This window comes from Bacillus sp. JK62, assembly GCF_053663455.1.
This window is the reverse complement of sequence record NZ_JBSJQA010000010.1, coordinates 1-16260: the sequence shown is the minus strand read 5'-3', so window position 1 is coordinate 16260 and position 16260 is coordinate 1. Positions and strand designations below refer to the sequence as shown.

At 45.6% G+C, this 16260-nt stretch carries 16 protein-coding genes, 1 rRNA gene and 1 other annotated feature; all 17 genes read right to left on the bottom strand.

The features are described from left to right. Positions 1-76: 76 nt before the first annotated feature. The 17 genes from sigH to rrf all read right to left on the bottom strand — a co-directional run bounded on the left by sigH (position 77) and on the right by rrf (position 16239). Complete coding sequence (gene sigH, locus ACWJJ4_RS18860; protein ID WP_003156415.1) at positions 77-733, bottom strand: RNA polymerase sporulation sigma factor SigH; 657 nt, start codon at positions 731-733, stop codon at positions 77-79. 62 nt (positions 734-795) lie between these two features. Continuing rightward, positions 796-1308, bottom strand: coding sequence for a ribosome-dependent mRNA decay endonuclease Rae1/YacP (gene rae1, locus ACWJJ4_RS18855; protein WP_003156414.1), 513 nt, complete (start codon positions 1306-1308; stop codon positions 796-798). 6 nt (positions 1309-1314) lie between these two features. After that, positions 1315-2064, bottom strand: a complete 750-nt coding sequence (rlmB, locus tag ACWJJ4_RS18850; protein WP_003156413.1) for a 23S rRNA (guanosine(2251)-2'-O)-methyltransferase RlmB — start codon at positions 2062-2064, stop codon at positions 1315-1317. Next, positions 2048-2479: a Mini-ribonuclease 3 gene (locus ACWJJ4_RS18845; protein ID WP_003156412.1), complete on the bottom strand. Its 432-nt coding sequence runs from the start codon at positions 2477-2479 to the stop codon at positions 2048-2050. Before ACWJJ4_RS18845 ends, rlmB begins: the two co-directional genes overlap by 17 nt. Positions 2480-2483: 4 nt before the next feature. After that, positions 2484-3884: a cysteine--tRNA ligase gene (gene cysS / locus ACWJJ4_RS18840; RefSeq protein ID WP_003156411.1), complete on the bottom strand. Its 1401-nt coding sequence runs from the start codon at positions 3882-3884 to the stop codon at positions 2484-2486. Beyond that, positions 3881-4534: a serine O-acetyltransferase gene (gene cysE, locus ACWJJ4_RS18835; protein WP_003156410.1), complete on the bottom strand. Its 654-nt coding sequence runs from the start codon at positions 4532-4534 to the stop codon at positions 3881-3883. Before cysE ends, cysS begins: the two co-directional genes overlap by 4 nt. 74 nt (positions 4535-4608) lie before the next feature. Beyond that, positions 4609-4842: a binding site (T-box leader), on the bottom strand. Between the two features lie 2 nt (positions 4843-4844). Then, complete coding sequence (gene gltX / locus ACWJJ4_RS18830) at positions 4845-6296, bottom strand: glutamate--tRNA ligase (RefSeq protein ID WP_454021871.1); 1452 nt, start codon at positions 6294-6296, stop codon at positions 4845-4847. 91 nt (positions 6297-6387) lie between these two features. After that, entirely contained in the window at positions 6388-6864 is a 477-nt protein-coding gene (gene ispF / locus ACWJJ4_RS18825; protein ID WP_003156407.1) for a 2-C-methyl-D-erythritol 2,4-cyclodiphosphate synthase, read from the bottom strand. Continuing rightward, on the bottom strand, positions 6857-7555 hold the full coding sequence (gene ispD / locus ACWJJ4_RS18820; RefSeq protein WP_025650291.1) for a 2-C-methyl-D-erythritol 4-phosphate cytidylyltransferase: 699 nt from the start codon (positions 7553-7555) through the stop codon (positions 6857-6859). The genes ispF and ispD overlap by 8 nt, the downstream gene beginning before the upstream one ends. Positions 7556-7567: 12 nt before the next feature. Next, entirely contained in the window at positions 7568-8668 is a 1101-nt protein-coding gene (locus ACWJJ4_RS18815; RefSeq protein ID WP_003156403.1) for a PIN/TRAM domain-containing protein, read from the bottom strand. Between the two features lie 113 nt (positions 8669-8781). Continuing rightward, positions 8782-9864 (bottom strand): DNA integrity scanning diadenylate cyclase DisA, encoded by a 1083-nt coding sequence (gene disA / locus ACWJJ4_RS18810; protein ID WP_003156401.1) that lies wholly within the window; start codon positions 9862-9864, stop codon positions 8782-8784. Positions 9865-9867: 3 nt separating this feature from the next. Beyond that, positions 9868-11247: a DNA repair protein RadA gene (gene radA, locus ACWJJ4_RS18805; protein WP_014416742.1), complete on the bottom strand. Its 1380-nt coding sequence runs from the start codon at positions 11245-11247 to the stop codon at positions 9868-9870. Between the two features lie 93 nt (positions 11248-11340). After that, on the bottom strand, positions 11341-13773 hold the full coding sequence (clpC, locus tag ACWJJ4_RS18800; RefSeq protein ID WP_007410388.1) for an ATP-dependent protease ATP-binding subunit ClpC: 2433 nt from the start codon (positions 13771-13773) through the stop codon (positions 11341-11343). Further along, a complete protein-coding gene (locus ACWJJ4_RS18795; protein WP_003156398.1) occupies positions 13770-14861 on the bottom strand; it encodes a protein arginine kinase in 1092 nt (363 codons plus the stop codon). The genes clpC and ACWJJ4_RS18795 overlap by 4 nt, the downstream gene beginning before the upstream one ends. Then, positions 14861-15418: a UvrB/UvrC motif-containing protein gene (locus ACWJJ4_RS18790; RefSeq protein ID WP_003156397.1), complete on the bottom strand. Its 558-nt coding sequence runs from the start codon at positions 15416-15418 to the stop codon at positions 14861-14863. The genes ACWJJ4_RS18795 and ACWJJ4_RS18790 overlap by 1 nt, the downstream gene beginning before the upstream one ends. 13 nt (positions 15419-15431) lie before the next feature. After that, positions 15432-15896: a transcriptional regulator CtsR gene (gene ctsR / locus ACWJJ4_RS18785; RefSeq protein ID WP_003156396.1), complete on the bottom strand. Its 465-nt coding sequence runs from the start codon at positions 15894-15896 to the stop codon at positions 15432-15434. A 227-nt stretch (positions 15897-16123) separates the two neighbouring features. Beyond that, positions 16124-16239: ribosomal RNA gene (gene rrf, locus ACWJJ4_RS18780) — 5S ribosomal RNA — on the bottom strand. Positions 16240-16260 lie beyond the last annotated feature (21 nt).

Below are 16260 nucleotides of genomic sequence, written 5' to 3'. Positions count from 1 at the left end.
CCTTTTCCTAAACAATCATTTATCTTAATAAAATAGCACAGTCAGAAAAATTCTGTCAATATGACACAGAAACCCGCTACAGACTGATTTCTCTTATTTCCAAATACTTTTCAAGCTTGCGCTTCACGCGCTGCAGGGCATTATCGATTGATTTTACGTGTCGGTTTAAATCATCTGAAATTTCCTGGTAACTTCTTCCGTCCAAGTACAGAACAAGCACCTTTCTCTCCAGATCGCTCAGCAGTTCTCCCATTTTCATTTCGATATCATCAAATTCTTCCTGATTAATAATCATCTCTTCAGGATTTAACGTTTTAGCGCCTGAAATGACATCAAGCAGTGTTCTGTCAGATTCTTCATCAAAAATAGGTTTGTCTAAAGAAACATAGGAATTTAAAGGAATGTGTTTCTGACGGGTAGCTGTCTTTATTGCGGTAATAATCTGGCGGGTAATGCATAATTCTGCAAAAGCTTTAAATGAAGTAAGCTTGTCCTCTCTAAAGTCTCGGATAGACTTATATAAGCCTATCATCCCTTCCTGTACAATATCTTCTCTGTCGGCCCCTATTAAAAAATAAGACCTTGCTTTCGCCCGTACAAAATTACGGTACTTCGTAATCAAGTAATCTAACGCATCACTGTCCCCAACATGAACCTTTTCAATGACCTGCTCGTCCTCCAACTGGCAAAATTGCACTTTGTTGAACTTTCCCTTGCTGTTCTGTAGATTCACTGCGATCCCCCCGGCGCACGTAGATAGAAATATTATACATTAATGGGCGAAAAAGCGTCAACCTAATCCAGACCGCCTCGGCGCCACTTTTCAAACGTTTTCAAAACCTCTTCGGACAGCTCGATTTTCCCCGGTGGTTTTTCAGAAGTGATCTTTGAAACCCGCCTTTGAATCCGCCGTTCTATCGTATCCACTTCCCTCAGAAGCTCCCGGGCGGATTTGCGGAGAGCCCCTTGTCCGAAAATCGCCCACTGCTCCGTATAATCGGAGGTTGCGACATGAATCTGTGTCGCAATATTATTCAGTGCCTGGGCAAGCTTCTCGATCCGCTCATCCGCCGTCTCATTCTCCCGTGTAAAAATCACTTCGACTCTGTGATTCGTTTGTTTTTTCTCTATGCCTTTTACCAGATGTGCGTCAAACACCACAATGACTCTGATTCCCGTGTAGGACTGATACTCCGCCATCTTCTGGATCAGTACATCTCTCGCTTCTTCAAAACTGTTCGCTTTTAAATCCTTTAGCTGCGGCCAAGCTCCAATCATGTTGTATCCGTCTACTAACAGGATGTCCATCTGTCTTCATTCCCCTAAAGGATTGCGCTTCCGGTAGACTTCATACATGAGAAGGCCGGCCGCTACCGACGCATTCAGAGACGTGACTTTTCCGGCCATCGGAAGTTTAATGAGAAAATCACATTTCTCTTTCACAAGCCGGCCCATTCCTCTGCCTTCGCTTCCGATAACGAGCGCCAAAGGCATCTTGCCGTCCATAGAGCGGTAGTCTTCCCGGGCGGATGCATCCGTTCCGACGACCCAAATCCCCCGCTCCTTCATTTCATCAAGTGTCCGGGCAAGGTTGGTCACCTTCACGACGGGGATGTGTTCAATCGCACCGGTCGAAGCTTTTGCGACCGTCGACGTCAGTCCGACCGCTCTGCGTTTCGGAATCACAATGCCGTGTGCACCGACAGCGTCAGCCGTTCTCATGATGGAACCGAGATTATGAGGGTCTTCCAGCTCGTCCAATATGAGAAAGAAAGGCTGTTCGTTTCTCTCTTCCGCTCTTTTATATAATTCGTCTAATTGTGCATATTCATATGCCGCCACCTGGGCGACGACACCCTGATGCTGCCCTTCCACCATCTGATCGAGTTTTTTCCTCGGTACAAATTGAATGGTGACGCCGCGCTTTTTAGCAAGCTCCATAACTTGCTGCGCCTGTCCTTTTACTGTGTTTTCCGCCATCCATAACTTATACAGCTTGCGATCTGACTTTAACGTCTCAATCACAGCGTTTTTTCCTATGACGTAATCATGTTGCTGACTCATTTGTTTTCCTCCCTGACGTCCCGACTTGTATAGCCTCAGCAATCAGCTGATTCAGTCTTTCTTCTCTTTTCTCAAGAAAAAGGTATCCGAGTAAAGCCTCAAAAGCTGTACTATGGCGGTACGTCTGTACATCTGTGTTTTTAGGCGTCGTCCCTGATTTCGCGTTTCTGCCTCTTCTCAGCACGGCTTCCTCTTCCTCCGTGAAAAAGGATTCGTCCTGAAGGCGGAACAATATGTCTGCCTGTGATTTTGCCGATACAATCCGGCTCGCCTTCTTATGAAGGTCATTCGGTTTCGTAAAGCCCTGCTTAAGCAGGTGATGCCGGACGTATATTTCAAAAATGGCATCACCCATATAAGCGAGCGCAAGACCGTTTAACTGCTTTGAATCTTTGATTTGTTCAAATTGAAGCATCCGCTTATTCTCCCCGCTTCCAGCGAGTTCCCTGGGCCGTATCTTCAAGAATGATATTCATGCTTTTCAGCTGATCGCGAATCTGGTCTGACAAAGCAAAATCGCGATTGCGGCGGGCTTCATTTCTCTTCTCAATCAACTCTTCAATCTCTTCGTCGACAAGCTCTTCTTCGCCGAGCGTAAGTCCGAGAACAGATCCGATTCTGTCAAACATGCTGATAAAGGCTTTAATCACGTGATCCGCCGTATTGTCTTCCTGCATGTAGTAATTGGCGAGCTTCGCCAGATCAAACCAAACGGAAATCGCATTCGCCGTATTAAAATCATCATCCATTGCTTCTTCAAACGCAGTGCGGTGCTCTTCGATTTTAGCGAGCCATTCCTCATCATTGTCAGTCAGATTCGTGCTGCTAATCAAACGATGGTTTAAATTACTGTATGCCGTCTTCAGGCGGTTAAACGCGTTTTTTGTTTTCTCAAGCAGCTCTTCCGAATAGTTGATCGGGTGGCGGTAATGAACGGACAGCATGAAAAATCTCAAAAGCTGCGGGTCATATTGCTTAATGATATCGTGCACCAAAACAAAGTTGCCGAGCGATTTTGACATTTTCTCATTATCGATATTGATATATCCGTTATGAAGCCAGTATTTTGCGAATGTCTTGCCTGTTAATGCTTCAGATTGCGCGATTTCGTTTTCATGGTGCGGGAATGTCAGGTCCTGACCGCCGGCGTGAATATCGATTTCGTCACCCAAATACTTTTTCACCATTGCGGAGCATTCAATATGCCAGCCCGGGCGGCCTTTTCCCCAAGGGCTATCCCATGAAATTTCTCCGTCCTTAGCAGCTTTCCAAAGCGCAAAGTCCAGCGCATCCTCTTTCTTCTCGCCGACACGGATACGCGCGCCTGATCTGAGTTCATCAATTGATTGCTGAGATAGCTTGCCGTAGCCTTCGAAGGCCCTTGTTTTGAAATAGACGTCGCCTTCTGATTCATAAGCGTAACCTTTTTTAATCAGCTCGCTGACAAATTCAATAATGGCGTCCATGTTTTCCATGACCCGGGGGTGAAGATCCGCTTTCCGGCATCCGAGGGCGCCCACGTCTTCAAAATACGCTTTAATGAACCGTTCAGAAACGGTCGGGACGTCCTCGCCGAGCTCGTTGGCCGCCTTAATCAGTTTGTCGTCAACATCGGTGAAATTCGATACGTATTGAACATCGTATCCTTTATACTCCAAATAGTTGCGTACGGTATCATACACAATCGCCGGACGGGCGTTTCCGATATGAATATAGTTGTATACAGTCGGTCCGCACACGTACATTTTTACTTTGCCTTCCTCAAGAGGAACGAATGTTTCCTTTTTCCGTGTCAATGTATTATAAAGTGTAATGGTCATTTTTGGTTGATCCTTTCTTTTTTATCTTCCAGTTCAGCCTGCAGTTCAAAAATCTGCTGCTCCAATGCTCTAAACCGGTCAGCAACCGGATCGGGCAAGTCTTGGTGATTGAGATCGCGTTTGATTTTTCTTCCGTTCTGAATGACGACTTTCCCCGGTATGCCGACAACGGTCGAAAAGTCGGGAACATCACGAAGCACAACGGAGCCGGCCCCTACTTTAGAACCCTGCCCGACCGTAATAGAGCCGAGCACCTTCGCTCCGGTTGCAATTAAAGCATCATCTTTTATGGTCGGATGCCGCTTTCCCTTTTCTTTTCCCGTCCCACCAAGAGTGACACCTTGGAATACCGTCACGTTATTGCCGATTTCACATGTTTCCCCTATGACGACCCCCATACCGTGATCAATGAAAAACCTTCTCCCGATGGTCGCGCCGGGATGGATTTCAATTCCGGTAAAGAAACGGGCAATCTGTGATATCAGGCGCGCCAGGAAGAAAAATCTCCGTTTATATAAAGCATGTGCAATCCGATGCGCCCATATAGCATGTAAACCAGAATAAGTTAAAACAACTTCGAAATAGCTTCTTGCTGCCGGATCTTGATCGAACACTGTATCTATGTCTTCTTTTAGCATTTTAAAAAACACATGCTTCCCCCCATTCTCTCCCCGCTCCAGTCTGTTTTTCCGCCTATAAAAAAAGCGCCTCTGCATGTAAACATGACAGAGACGCTTTTACCGCGCGGTTCCACTCTGTTTGAAAAACAAGTCACTGTTTTCCCAACTTAAAAGCCGGTAACGGCGGCGGCCGCCTTTAAATACTGATTTCCGCAGAAATGTTCTTCAAAGGTCTTAAGGGCGCACTTCTAAAACATGACGCATGAATCTCTCTCAGCCGACGAAGATTCTTTCTGTAATGGTCATTGTTTTATACTCTTCCCTGTCAACAATCGTATATTTAAATGCTTTTCAGGCGTCTGACGGCTGTTTCTCTGCCGATCAGCTCAATGGCCTGCGGAAGCTCCGGACCGTGTGTCTGACCGGTAACCGCTACACGAATCGGCATGAACAGCTTTTTGCCTTTATGGCCTGTTTCTTTCTGAACAGCTTTGATTGAGGCTTTGATCAGCTCAGGCGTAAATTCTTCAAGTTCTTCAAGCTTCGCAGCAAATACGCTGAGCACTTCAGGCACCTGTGCTTCTTCCAGAACGGCTTTTGCCTCTTGATTATACTCGATCTCATCTTTAAAGAACAAATCAGTCAGCTCGACAATCTCAGCGCCGTAGCTCAATTGCTCATGGTAAAGAGAGATTAATTTACGAACCCATTCCTGCTCCTCGGCAGAAAGCTCAGTGCCGACTTTTCCTGCTTTTTGCAGGTGCGGCAGAGTCAGCTCAACCACTTGATCAAGATCCAGCGCTTTGACGTATTGGTTGTTGACCCATTTCAGTTTATGCATATCAAACAGAGCCGGTGACTTAGACAAACGATTTACATCAAAAATTTCAATGAATTGTTCTCTTGTGAAAAGCTCTTCTTCACCGACGGGAGACCAGCCGAGAAGTCCGATAAAGTTAAACAGCGCTTCAGGCAGGTAACCCAGCTCATCATACTGCTCAATAAACTGGATAATTGATTCATCACGTTTACTTAATTTTTTGCGGCTTTCGTTTACGATAAGCGTCATATGTCCGAAGACAGGAATATCCCAGCCGAATGCCTGGAAAATCATGATCTGTTTCGGTGTATTTGAAATGTGATCCTCACCGCGGAGCACGTGCGTCATTTTCATTAAGTAATCGTCAATCGCGACAGCAAAGTTATACGTCGGTGTTCCGTCTTTTTTGACGATGACAAAGTCGCCGATGCCGTCTGATTCAAAAGAAATCTCGCCTTTTACGATATCGTTAAATGCGATGATTTTCCCTTCCGGCACGCGGAAACGGATGCTCGGCTGTCTGCCTTCGGCTAAAAACTGCTCCTGCTCTTCCTGAGTCAGGTTTCTGTGTTTGCCGGAATAGCGCGGCATTTCCCCGCGGGCGATTTGCTCTTCACGTTCTTTCTCAAGTTCTTCTTCCGTACAGAAACATTTATAAGCTAGCCCTTTTTCAAGAAGCTCTTCATAGTACTCTTTGTAAATGTCGTTACGCTCAGACTGGCGGTACGGGCCGTATTCTCCGCCGACATCCACACTTTCATCCCAGTCCATGCCGAGCCATTTCAAATAGTTGAGCTGGCTTTGCTCTCCGCCTTCAATATTTCGCTTTTTGTCCGTATCCTCAATCCGGATAATAAACTTTCCGCCTTGGCTGCGGGCAAATAAATAGTTAAAAAGCGCCGTTCTGGCGTTACCGATATGCAAATGTCCGGTCGGACTCGGTGCATAACGAACGCGTACTTCATTTCCCATGTTCAAATACTTCCTTTCATCTCGTCTGTAGCCTCTAGCCGAATATATGTATCTATTCTACCACCAAATAGACCCGGCATCAAAACAATGATCAGGCTTTTTGGATCAGAACGGTTGCCTGAGCGGCAATTCCTTCGGCTCTTCCGGTAAACCCGAGCTTTTCGGTCGTCGTCGCTTTTACGTTTACTTGAGAGACGTCCGCCTCAAGGCCTTCAGCTATCCGTTTTCTCATAGCATCAATATGCGGCGCCATTTTCGGCTTTTGCGCAATAATCGTGCAGTCTATATTTCCGAGTACGTACCCTTTTTCTTTTACAATGTTCCAGACATGCTGAAGCAGCTTAAAAGAATCCGCATCTTTGAATTCCGGATCAGTATCCGGGAAATGTTTGCCGATATCTCCTTCACCTGCCGCTCCGAGACACGCGTCTGCGACTGTATGCAGCAATACATCAGCATCTGAATGTCCGAGCAGCCCCTTTTCATAAGGAATTTCAATTCCGCCGATGATGAGCGGACGGCCTTCCGTTAATTGATGCACATCAAATCCTTGTCCGATTCTAAACATTATGATTCCCACTTTCCGCTTTCATGATTGCTTCCGCAAATATCAGGTCATCCGGCGTTGTCAGCTTAATATTGGTATAGCTGCCTTCAACGATACTCACCTGATATCCATCAAGACGCTCGACGAGGCTGGCGTCATCCGTACCTAAGAAGCCTTTGTTTTCCGCTTCCATATGCGCCGTCTTCAATAAAGAAAGACGAAAAGCTTGCGGCGTTTGAACGGCCCACAAGCTTGAACGGTCAAAGGTCTCCGCAGCCCGGGAGCCTTCCGCCCGTTTTATCGTGTCTTTCACAGGAACAGCCAGGACAGCCGCTCCCGCCTCCTCTGCTGTTTCAACGAGCTTATCGATATGCTGATGTGTGACAAACGGGCGCGCTCCGTCATGAACAAGGACGACCGATTCCTTATCAATCACTTTCAGTCCTTCGTATACACTGTGCTGACGCTCCGCACCTCCGGTAACAAGCTCAATTTCCGTCTGAATCGGACATTGGGCCAGCAGCTGGCGAAAATCTTCCCGTTCACTCTCGTTTATCACCAGGATTATTTTCTGACAGGGTGCGTGGCTTTCAAAAACCCGCAGTGTGTGCATAATAACAGGCGCACCTTTTAAGCTGATGAACAGCTTATTTTTCCCGGCCTTCATCCTTTTTCCTTGTCCGGCAGCCGGAATAACGACAACATACTCCATATGAACTCCCTCTTAAAGAGCTTTCTCAAGCAGCTTGGGCTTGGCAAAAATCATTCGTCCCGCCGCTGTCTGCAGTACGCTGGTTACGAGCACATCAATATGTTTCCCTATATAATTGCGGCCTTCTTCCACAACAATCATCGTGCCGTCATCCAAGTAAGCCACACCTTGATTATGCTCTTTCCCGTCCTTAATCACCTGCACATTCATCTCTTCGCCCGGAAGCACAACCGGCTTCACCGCGTTTGCAAGGTCATTAATATTCAGTACTGCAACCTTTTGAAGCTCGCATACTTTATTTAAATTAAAATCATTCGTCACAACGACGCCGGAAGTCAGCTTCGCAAGTTTGACAAGCTTGCTGTCAACCTCCTGAATGTCTTCGAAGTCGCCTTCATAAATTTCAACCGTAATATCCAGTTCCTTTTGAATGCGATTCAAGATATCCAGTCCGCGGCGTCCTCTGTTACGTTTTAAAACATCTGAAGAATCAGCGATATGCTGTAATTCCTCCAGCACAAATTGAGGAATGACAATGACGCCTTCTAAAAAGCCCGTCTGACAAATATCTGCAATTCTCCCATCAATAATAACACTTGTATCCAAGATTTTCAGCCTTTTATCCTGTTCTTCCTGCTCCTCATCAGCACTTCCCTTTTTCTTCTGCATTCTTGCAGAAATGGAGAAAAGACTGATCAGTTCATCCTTTTTCTTAAATCCGACTTGGAAGCCCAGATAACCGAGAAAGAAAGCCAGAAAGACCGGAATGATGGTGCTGAATATACGGTACGGAATATTGTCCAGCGGAATCACGTTTACAATGAGATATGCGATGATAAGTCCAAAAACCAATCCGAGACTCCCGAATAACAGATCCGGCACCGGAGCTCTCAGCAAAGAATCTTCAATCCATTTTACCCAATTAATCACATATTCTGTCGTCCATATACTGATGAGAAAAAAGATAATAGCACCAATTGCAGCAGACGTATATGCGTTTGTTATTAAAGGTATGTCCTGTATATTTGACAGCACAAACAATTCAGGTATTAAAAAGATACCGACAACGCCGCCCACAATAATGAAGAACGCCTGAACTATTCGTTTTAACATACCTCCACCTCCTTTTAAGTAGCATTTTTTCAGCAGACTGTCAGAGCCTACAAATTCAGAATAAACAAAAACTAACAATAATATACCCGGATTCCGACAGGTTTAAGCGATACTTAAAGCTGTCTATCTATATAGTGTTTTTCCTGAAGGCGTTTTAAGCCTTTTTTGATTTTTTGGGCGCGCACTTCGCCGATACCCTCGACATCATCAAGCTCTTCTACAGTGGCTTCCGTTATGCTTGGCAAAAATCCGAACGCCTCAACCACATTTTCAACAATCGGCATCGGCAGACGCGGAATTTTGTTCAGCAGCCTGTATCCTCTCGGGAGCACATAATCATCAAGATTCGTAGAAGCCGGATATCCAAGCAGTTTAAACAGAATGGAATCATCAAGCAGATCATAGCTGGACATATCCTGAAGCTCTTTTAACAGCACGAACGGATCTTTGATTTTTTCTTTGACATAGTCTTTGATGAAAAGTGCCGCCTCTTCTTCCATGTCCGTAATCAGTTCAATCACCTGCAGACGGATTAAGTGTCCTTCCGTTCCGAGTTCTTTAATATACATATTGATTTCATTTTTTATTCGAAGCACCATTTCATACCGATGCATGACAGACAGTACGTCACTGAATGTCACAAGCTCCTCAAACTCTAATGCGTTTAAAGCCGTAATCGTTTTGTCTAAAATGGTTTTATACTTCTCGAGCGTTTGAATGGCCTGATTTGCCTTTGTTAAAATAAAACCTATGTCCTTTAGTGTGTACTTCATGCTGTCCTGATATAACGTAATGACATTTCTGCGCTCAGAAATGGCGATGACGAGACAGCCGGTCTGCTTCGCCACCCGTTCCGCCGTACGGTGCCTCATTCCCGTTTCTGAAGAAGAAATGGTCGCCTCCGGCATAAGCTGCGTATTCGCATAAAGAATTTTCTGGCCGGAATCACTTAAAATAATGGCACCGTCCATTTTGGCCAGCTCGTATAAGTGAGCGGGCGCAAATGATGTATTAATATGAAAACCGCCATCCACGACTTGCTTTACCTTATCATTGTATCCGACAACAATCAGGCCGCCTGTATTTGCCCGAAGTACATTCTCTATCCCGGCTCTGAGCGGGGTGCCCGGTGCAACGAACTGCAGAATTGCAGACAGGTCAAGCTCTTGTTTCGCCCCTTTTTTCTCTTTTTCCATCTATTATGATCCTCCTAATGAAGTACGAAGCGCTTCAGCAACATTTGCTACTCCGACAACCTCAATCCCTTTTGGTATTGTCCACCCGTCTGCATTCGCCTCAGGTATGATCATGCGCTTGAAGCCGAGTTTCGCCGCTTCTTTTACGCGCTGTTCGATTCTTGACACCCTGCGGACTTCTCCTGTCAGTCCCACTTCACCGATAAAGCAATCTGCGGGATTCGGCGGTGTATCTCTGAAGCTTGAGGCAATGCTGACGGCTACTGCCAAATCAATCGCCGGTTCATCCAGTTTGACCCCGCCGGCGACTTTTAAATATGCATCTTGATTTTGAAGCAAAAGACCCACCCGCTTCTCAAGCACAGCCATAATTAACGATACCCTGTTGTGGTCAATGCCTGTAGCCATGCGGCGCGGGTTTCCAAAACTGGTCGGTGATATGAGCGCCTGGATTTCAACCAGAATCGGTCTCGTTCCTTCCATTGACGCAACGATACTCGAGCCCGATGCCCCGGCAGAACGCTCTTCCAAGAAAATTTCAGAAGGGTTCAGCACTTCCGTAAGCCCCTCTTCCCGCATTTCAAAGATGCCCATTTCATTTGTTGAGCCGAAACGGTTTTTTACGGCCCGCAAAATACGGAATGTATGGTGCCGCTCTCCTTCAAAGTATAGAACGGTATCGACCATGTGCTCAAGCAATCTCGGCCCTGCGATCGATCCTTCTTTTGTGACGTGTCCGACGATAAAAATAGGTATGCCGTTTGTTTTCGCAATTTTCATCAATTCGGCCGTACACTCTCTTACTTGTGATACACTGCCGGGAGCCGAGGTGATATCACTTTGGTAAACGGTCTGAATGGAGTCTACGACAACAAATGCGGGTTTCATCTCTTGTATAGCAGACGAAATATACTCCATATCGGTTTCAGATAAAACATGTAACATTTGGCTGTTGATTCCAAGTCTGTCGGCGCGCAGCTTCGTTTGCTTCACGGATTCTTCCCCTGAAATGTAAAGCACGCTGCCGGCCGTATCTGCTAATTGTGCGGATACTTGGAGAAGGAGCGTTGATTTTCCGATCCCGGGATCGCCGCCGATCAATACTAACGAGCCTTTCACAACGCCGCCGCCAAGCACTCTGTTGAATTCTTCAAGCTTTGTGTGAACGCGGGGTTCTTCTGAAGTTTCAATTGATGTAATGGGTGATGGTTTCTGGACGGTTTGAACGGAGTGGGAGAAAGCCGCCCGCCGATTCGCCGGCGCTTTTTTTATGGTTTCTTCCACCATTGTATTCCAAGCCCCGCAGCCCGGGCACTTTCCCATCCACTTTGCGGATTCATAACCGCATGAGTGGCAGATGAATTTTGTTTTTGATTTAGCCATATATGTTGTAAGACCTCTTCCTTATCGAATATTTCTCTATATAACAAAGTGAGGCATACACTCGCTTACGTATGCCTCATGTTTGTCACTATATTAGTTCGTTTTAGCAGTTGTTTTTACGACAAATTCGCCGTCCTCAACATCAAGAACAATGTGCTGGCCTTTATCAATATTGCCTCTGAGGAGTTCTTCTGATAACCGGTCCTCCACATGCTTTTGAATCGCTCTTCTTAACGGACGTGCGCCGTATTCCAAATCGACGCCCTCTTCTGCTACTTTTGCTTTTGCAGCATCCGTCAGCTCGATAGAGAGATCTTGTTCTTTCAGACGTTTTGTTAACTGATCAGACATAAGCGACACGATGTCTGTAAGATGTTTTTTCTCAAGGGAGTGGAAGACGATAATTTCGTCAATCCGGTTGATAAACTCAGGTCTGAAGGCACGCTTCAGCTCTCCCATGACTTTGTCTTTCATGTCTTTATGGTTTTGTGATTCATCCTGGACATTGAAGCCCACATATTTGTTGCGCTTCAGCTCGCTCGCCCCGACGTTTGACGTCATAATCAGGATCGTGTTGCGGAAATCCACAGTGCGTCCTTTTGAATCAGTCAAGCGTCCGTCTTCAAGCACTTGCAGGAGAATGTTAAACACATCAGGGTGCGCTTTTTCAATTTCATCAAGCAATACGACAGAGTAAGGTTTTCTTCTCACTTTTTCTGTCAGCTGGCCGCCTTCATCATAGCCGACATATCCCGGAGGAGAACCGACAAGACGTGAAGTCGAGTGTTTCTCCATGTATTCGGACATATCCACTCTGATCATCGCTTCCTCATCACCGAAAATGGATTCCGCCAGCGCTCTTGCCAGCTCTGTCTTCCCAACGCCTGTAGGGCCTAAGAAGATGAATGAACCAATCGGACGTTTCGGGTCCTTCAGTCCGGCTCTTGCACGTCTGACAGCCTTTGCCACGGCTACAACGGCTTCATCCTGGCCGATGACGCGGGAATGCAGAATGCTTTCCATATTGAGAAGCTTATCTGTTTCCGTTTGGGCAATTTTAGATACGGGCACCCCGGTCCAGCTGGATACAACCATCGCGATATCCTCTACAGAAACTTCGGAGTTCTCCTGGCCTTGTTTTTCTTTCCAGGTTTTTTTCGTGTCTTCCACCTGTTCTCTCAGGCGCTGCTCCGTATCACGAAGGGAAGCCGCTTTTTCAAACTCCTGGCTCTGAACGGCAGCGTCTTTTTCCTTGCGAACTTCATCGAGTTTCTGCTCAAGCTCTTTTAAGTTCGGAGGCGTTGTGAAAGAACGGAGACGCACTTTTGAACCGGCTTCATCAATTAAATCGATCGCTTTATCCGGAAGGAAGCGGTCAGAAATATAACGGTCGGACAATTTAACCGCGGCTTCGATCGCTTCATCGGTAATGGATACGCGGTGATGCGCTTCATAGCGGTCACGGAGCCCTTTTAAAATTTGAATGCTTTCATCGGCTGACGGCTGATCCACCTGAATCGGCTGGAAACGGCGCTCGAGAGCCGCGTCTTTTTCGATATATTTACGGTATTCATCAAGCGTTGTGGCACCGATGCATTGAAGCTCTCCGCGGGCCAGTGAAGGTTTTAAGATATTCGATGCGTCAATCGCACCTTCTGCTCCCCCCGCTCCGATCAGTGTATGCAGTTCGTCAATGAATAAAATAATATTGCCGGCCTGACGTATTTCATCCATTACTTTTTTCAAGCGGTCTTCAAATTCTCCGCGGTATTTCGTACCGGCTACAACCGTACCCATGTCTAACGTCATTACGCGTTTATCACGTAAAATTTCCGGCACTTCATTATTGATGATCTGCTGTGCGAGGCCTTCAGCAATCGCAGTTTTACCTACACCCGGTTCTCCGATAAGAACGGGATTATTTTTCGTTCTGCGGCTTAATACCTCAATAACACGCTGAATTTCTTTGCTTCGGCCGATAACCGGATCAAGACTGTCTTCCTTCGCAATCGCAGTTAAATCACGCGCCAGACTGTCCAGCGTCGGCGTGTTTGCATTGCTGTTCGTACCGGATGCAGAAGATCCCGTCTCATTGCTTCCCAGAAGCTGCAGCACCTGCTGTCTCGCCTTATTCAAGCTGACACCGAGATTATTCAGAACTCTCGCCGCCACGCCTTCTCCTTCACGAATCAGTCCGAGAAGTATGTGTTCTGTTCCCACATAAGAATGTCCTAGCTTTCTGGCTTCATCCATGCTGAGCTCAATGACTTTTTTTGCTCTTGGCGTATAATGAATCGTTTGAGACATTTCCTGCCCCCGTCCGATTAAGCTCTCCACTTCTTTCTGAATTTTATCCGAACCGAGCCCGAGTGCTTGGAGTGCTTTAGCCGCAATCCCTTCTCCTTCACGAACCAGACCTAATAAGATATGTTCAGTTCCAATATTGTTATGGCCTAAGCGCAGTGCTTCTTCCTGTGCCAGTGCCAATACCTTTTGAGCTCGCTCTGTAAACCTTCCAAACATCATATCGAATCATCCTCCTGTCTATTTGCACTCATTTCTAAATGCAGCCTTTCCCTGATAAGAGCCGCTCTTCTCGCGTCTCTTTCGTTCGGCCGTAATGCACCGCCCGAATATTGCTGGAGAAAACCCGGCTGTGTCAAAATCATCAGTTCATTAAGTATATTGCTTGATAGCCCTTTGATGATCCCAAGGTCTATCCCCAGCCGAACGTCAGAAAGGCATTTCGCCGTTTCCTTTGATTCAATCATACGGCAGTTGGATAAAACGCCGTAAGATCTGAATACCCGGTCCTCCAATTCAATTTTCGAAGTTTGGTAAAGCGCTTCTCTGGCTGAACGTTCCTGCTCAATCAGCTGGGCAGCCACACTGTTTAAATCATCTACAATGTCCTGTTCTGATTTTCCGAGTGTGATTTGATTTGAAATTTGAAAGATATTTCCTAATGCTTCGCTGCCTTCACCGTAAATTCCTCTAACAACTAAGCCTAATTGGTTAATTGCCGGTATAATTCGATTCATTTGCCTAGTTAATACAAGGCCCGGCAAATGCATCATGACTGAAGCCCTTAGTCCCGTCCCTACATTTGTAGGACAGCTTGTTAAGTACCCTCTCTTCTCTCCAAAGGCGTAATCCACTTTCTCCTCAATCCAGTCATCAACCTGGTTTGCCGCTTTTATGGCGTTGAGAAGCTGGAAGCCGGGGAAGAGGCATTGAATTCTGATATGATCTTCTTCATTTAACATAATGCTGACTTCTTCATTTTCAGAAAGCAGACAGCCGCCAAAAGGGGATTCCGTTAAATTAGGACTGATCAGATGTTTTTCCATCAGCACCCGTTTTTCCAAAGGCTGAGCTTCACTCATTCTGATTAAATGAAATTGACCGATATCAGGCAGTTCCTTACCTGAAAAATGATCTTCGAATTGCTGAATGATGGATGAGGCTTCTTCATTCGTATACCGGGCGGGAAACTTTATATTTTCAAAGTTTCGGGCCAACCGTATACGGCTGCTGAGTACAATGTCACTTTCAGGTCCCTTTTGCTTCATCCAATTGCTTAGTGCGTCCTGAATAAAATGCTTGAGCGACATTACCCTTGTTCCCCCTCACTGTCTGTACTTTTTAATTCCTGCTCTAACGATCGGATCTGATCCCTGACCTCCGCTGCTCTTTCAAACTCCTCGTGGTGTATTAAAGATTCAAGTTCTTTTTTTAACATTTCCATTTGCCGTCTTACATGCAGGTTTCCGCCTATTCGTTTTGGAATTTTCCCGGCATGCACCGTATTCCCGCTGTGAACTTTTCGCAAGATCGGCGTAATTTGGCTGTAGAACGTATCGTAACATTCCGCACAGCCGAAACGCCCTGTTTTTCTCAGCTGCTGAAACGTCATACCGCATTTCTTACAAGCTGTGCCTTGCTCTGAGTAGCCGAACATTTGAGAACCGGTGTTTTGAAATGAGGACTCCATATTCAGCAGCCCTGATAATAAATTATGAATCGAGAACCCTTGGTTTCCACTTATACTGTATGAATCGCTATTTTCTTTTGCACATTGTTCACAAATATGAACTTCTTGCTTTTCTCCATTAACAACTTTCGTAAAGTGAAAAGTGGCCGGTCTCTCATTGCATTCTTGACAAATCAATCTTTTCACCCGCTTACTTTAGTTTTAAAGATGTGAGCATTGCTTTCATCATTCTGGCTCTTAGTTCATCCCGTTCGGGCAAATCAATATATAGAACTGAACGATCCATTACACTCACCATCATTTTAGCTTCTCTTTCCGAAATAACTCCGTCCTCTAACAGTCTGAGAATAATGTCATCAGAGGCTGCCTGGGACAAGTGGGTATGGATCTGCGAAATAATATTATTGATGAGGACGACTTCGTTATTCATTTTAATTTTGATAATACGAATATAACCGCCGCCTCCCCGTTTACTTTCAACAATATATCCTCTTTCACTTGTAAATCTGGTGTTGATGACATAATTTATTTGGGAAGGAACACATTGAAATTTATCAGCGATTTCACTGCGTTTGATCTCTAAAATTTCTTTGCCATTTTGATCTAATACTTGTTTCAAGTACTGTTCAATGATGTCAGAAATATTATGTCCCACTCAACCCCCTCCTTTATTGACTTTGACTATATTTGACTTTAATCTTACTATAAGATGTTTCGCAAAATTTTTCAACTGTATCGCTCTATCTCTATTATTTCCACTTTGCACAAGCATAAAACCTGCTTTTGCAAAAAGGCATATCGTTACGTTTCTCATATTGTATAACGTATGCAGAAAAACACAAAAAAGGCAGCTCATGATGAGCTGCCTTTACCGAAATGATAGCTTGGCGGCGTCCTACTCTCACAGGGGGAAACCCCCGACTACCATCGGCGCTGAAGAGCTTAACTTCCGTGTTCGGCATGGGAACGGGTGTGACCTCTTCGCTATCGCCACCAAACCATTGAGAGTGTTCTCTCAA

Bases quoted from the DNA above. Each gene is read 5' to 3' on its own strand.
- gltX (WP_454021871.1), bottom strand. From the start codon at position 6,296: ATGGGAAATGAAGTACGCGTTCGTTATGCACCGAGTCCGACCGGACAT.
- rae1 (WP_003156414.1), bottom strand. From the start codon at position 1,308: ATGGACATCCTGTTAGTAGACGGATACAACATGATTGGAGCTTGGCCG.
- cysS (WP_003156411.1), bottom strand. From the start codon at position 3,884: ATGACCATTACACTTTATAATACATTGACACGGAAAAAGGAAACATTC.
- rlmB (WP_003156413.1), bottom strand. From the start codon at position 2,064: ATGAGTCAGCAACATGATTACGTCATAGGAAAAAACGCTGTGATTGAG.
- ispD (WP_025650291.1), bottom strand. From the start codon at position 7,555: ATGGAGTATGTTGTCGTTATTCCGGCTGCCGGACAAGGAAAAAGGATG.
- ACWJJ4_RS18815 (WP_003156403.1), bottom strand. From the start codon at position 8,668: ATGTTAAAACGAATAGTTCAGGCGTTCTTCATTATTGTGGGCGGCGTT.
- disA (WP_003156401.1), bottom strand. From the start codon at position 9,864: ATGGAAAAAGAGAAAAAAGGGGCGAAACAAGAGCTTGACCTGTCTGCA.
- clpC (WP_007410388.1), bottom strand. From the start codon at position 13,773: ATGATGTTTGGAAGGTTTACAGAGCGAGCTCAAAAGGTATTGGCACTG.
- radA (WP_014416742.1), bottom strand. From the start codon at position 11,247: ATGGCTAAATCAAAAACAAAATTCATCTGCCACTCATGCGGTTATGAA.
- ACWJJ4_RS18795 (WP_003156398.1), bottom strand. From the start codon at position 14,861: ATGTCGCTCAAGCATTTTATTCAGGACGCACTAAGCAATTGGATGAAG.
- ACWJJ4_RS18845 (WP_003156412.1), bottom strand. From the start codon at position 2,479: ATGCTTCAATTTGAACAAATCAAAGATTCAAAGCAGTTAAACGGTCTT.
- ispF (WP_003156407.1), bottom strand. From the start codon at position 6,864: ATGTTTAGAATCGGACAAGGATTTGATGTGCATCAATTAACGGAAGGC.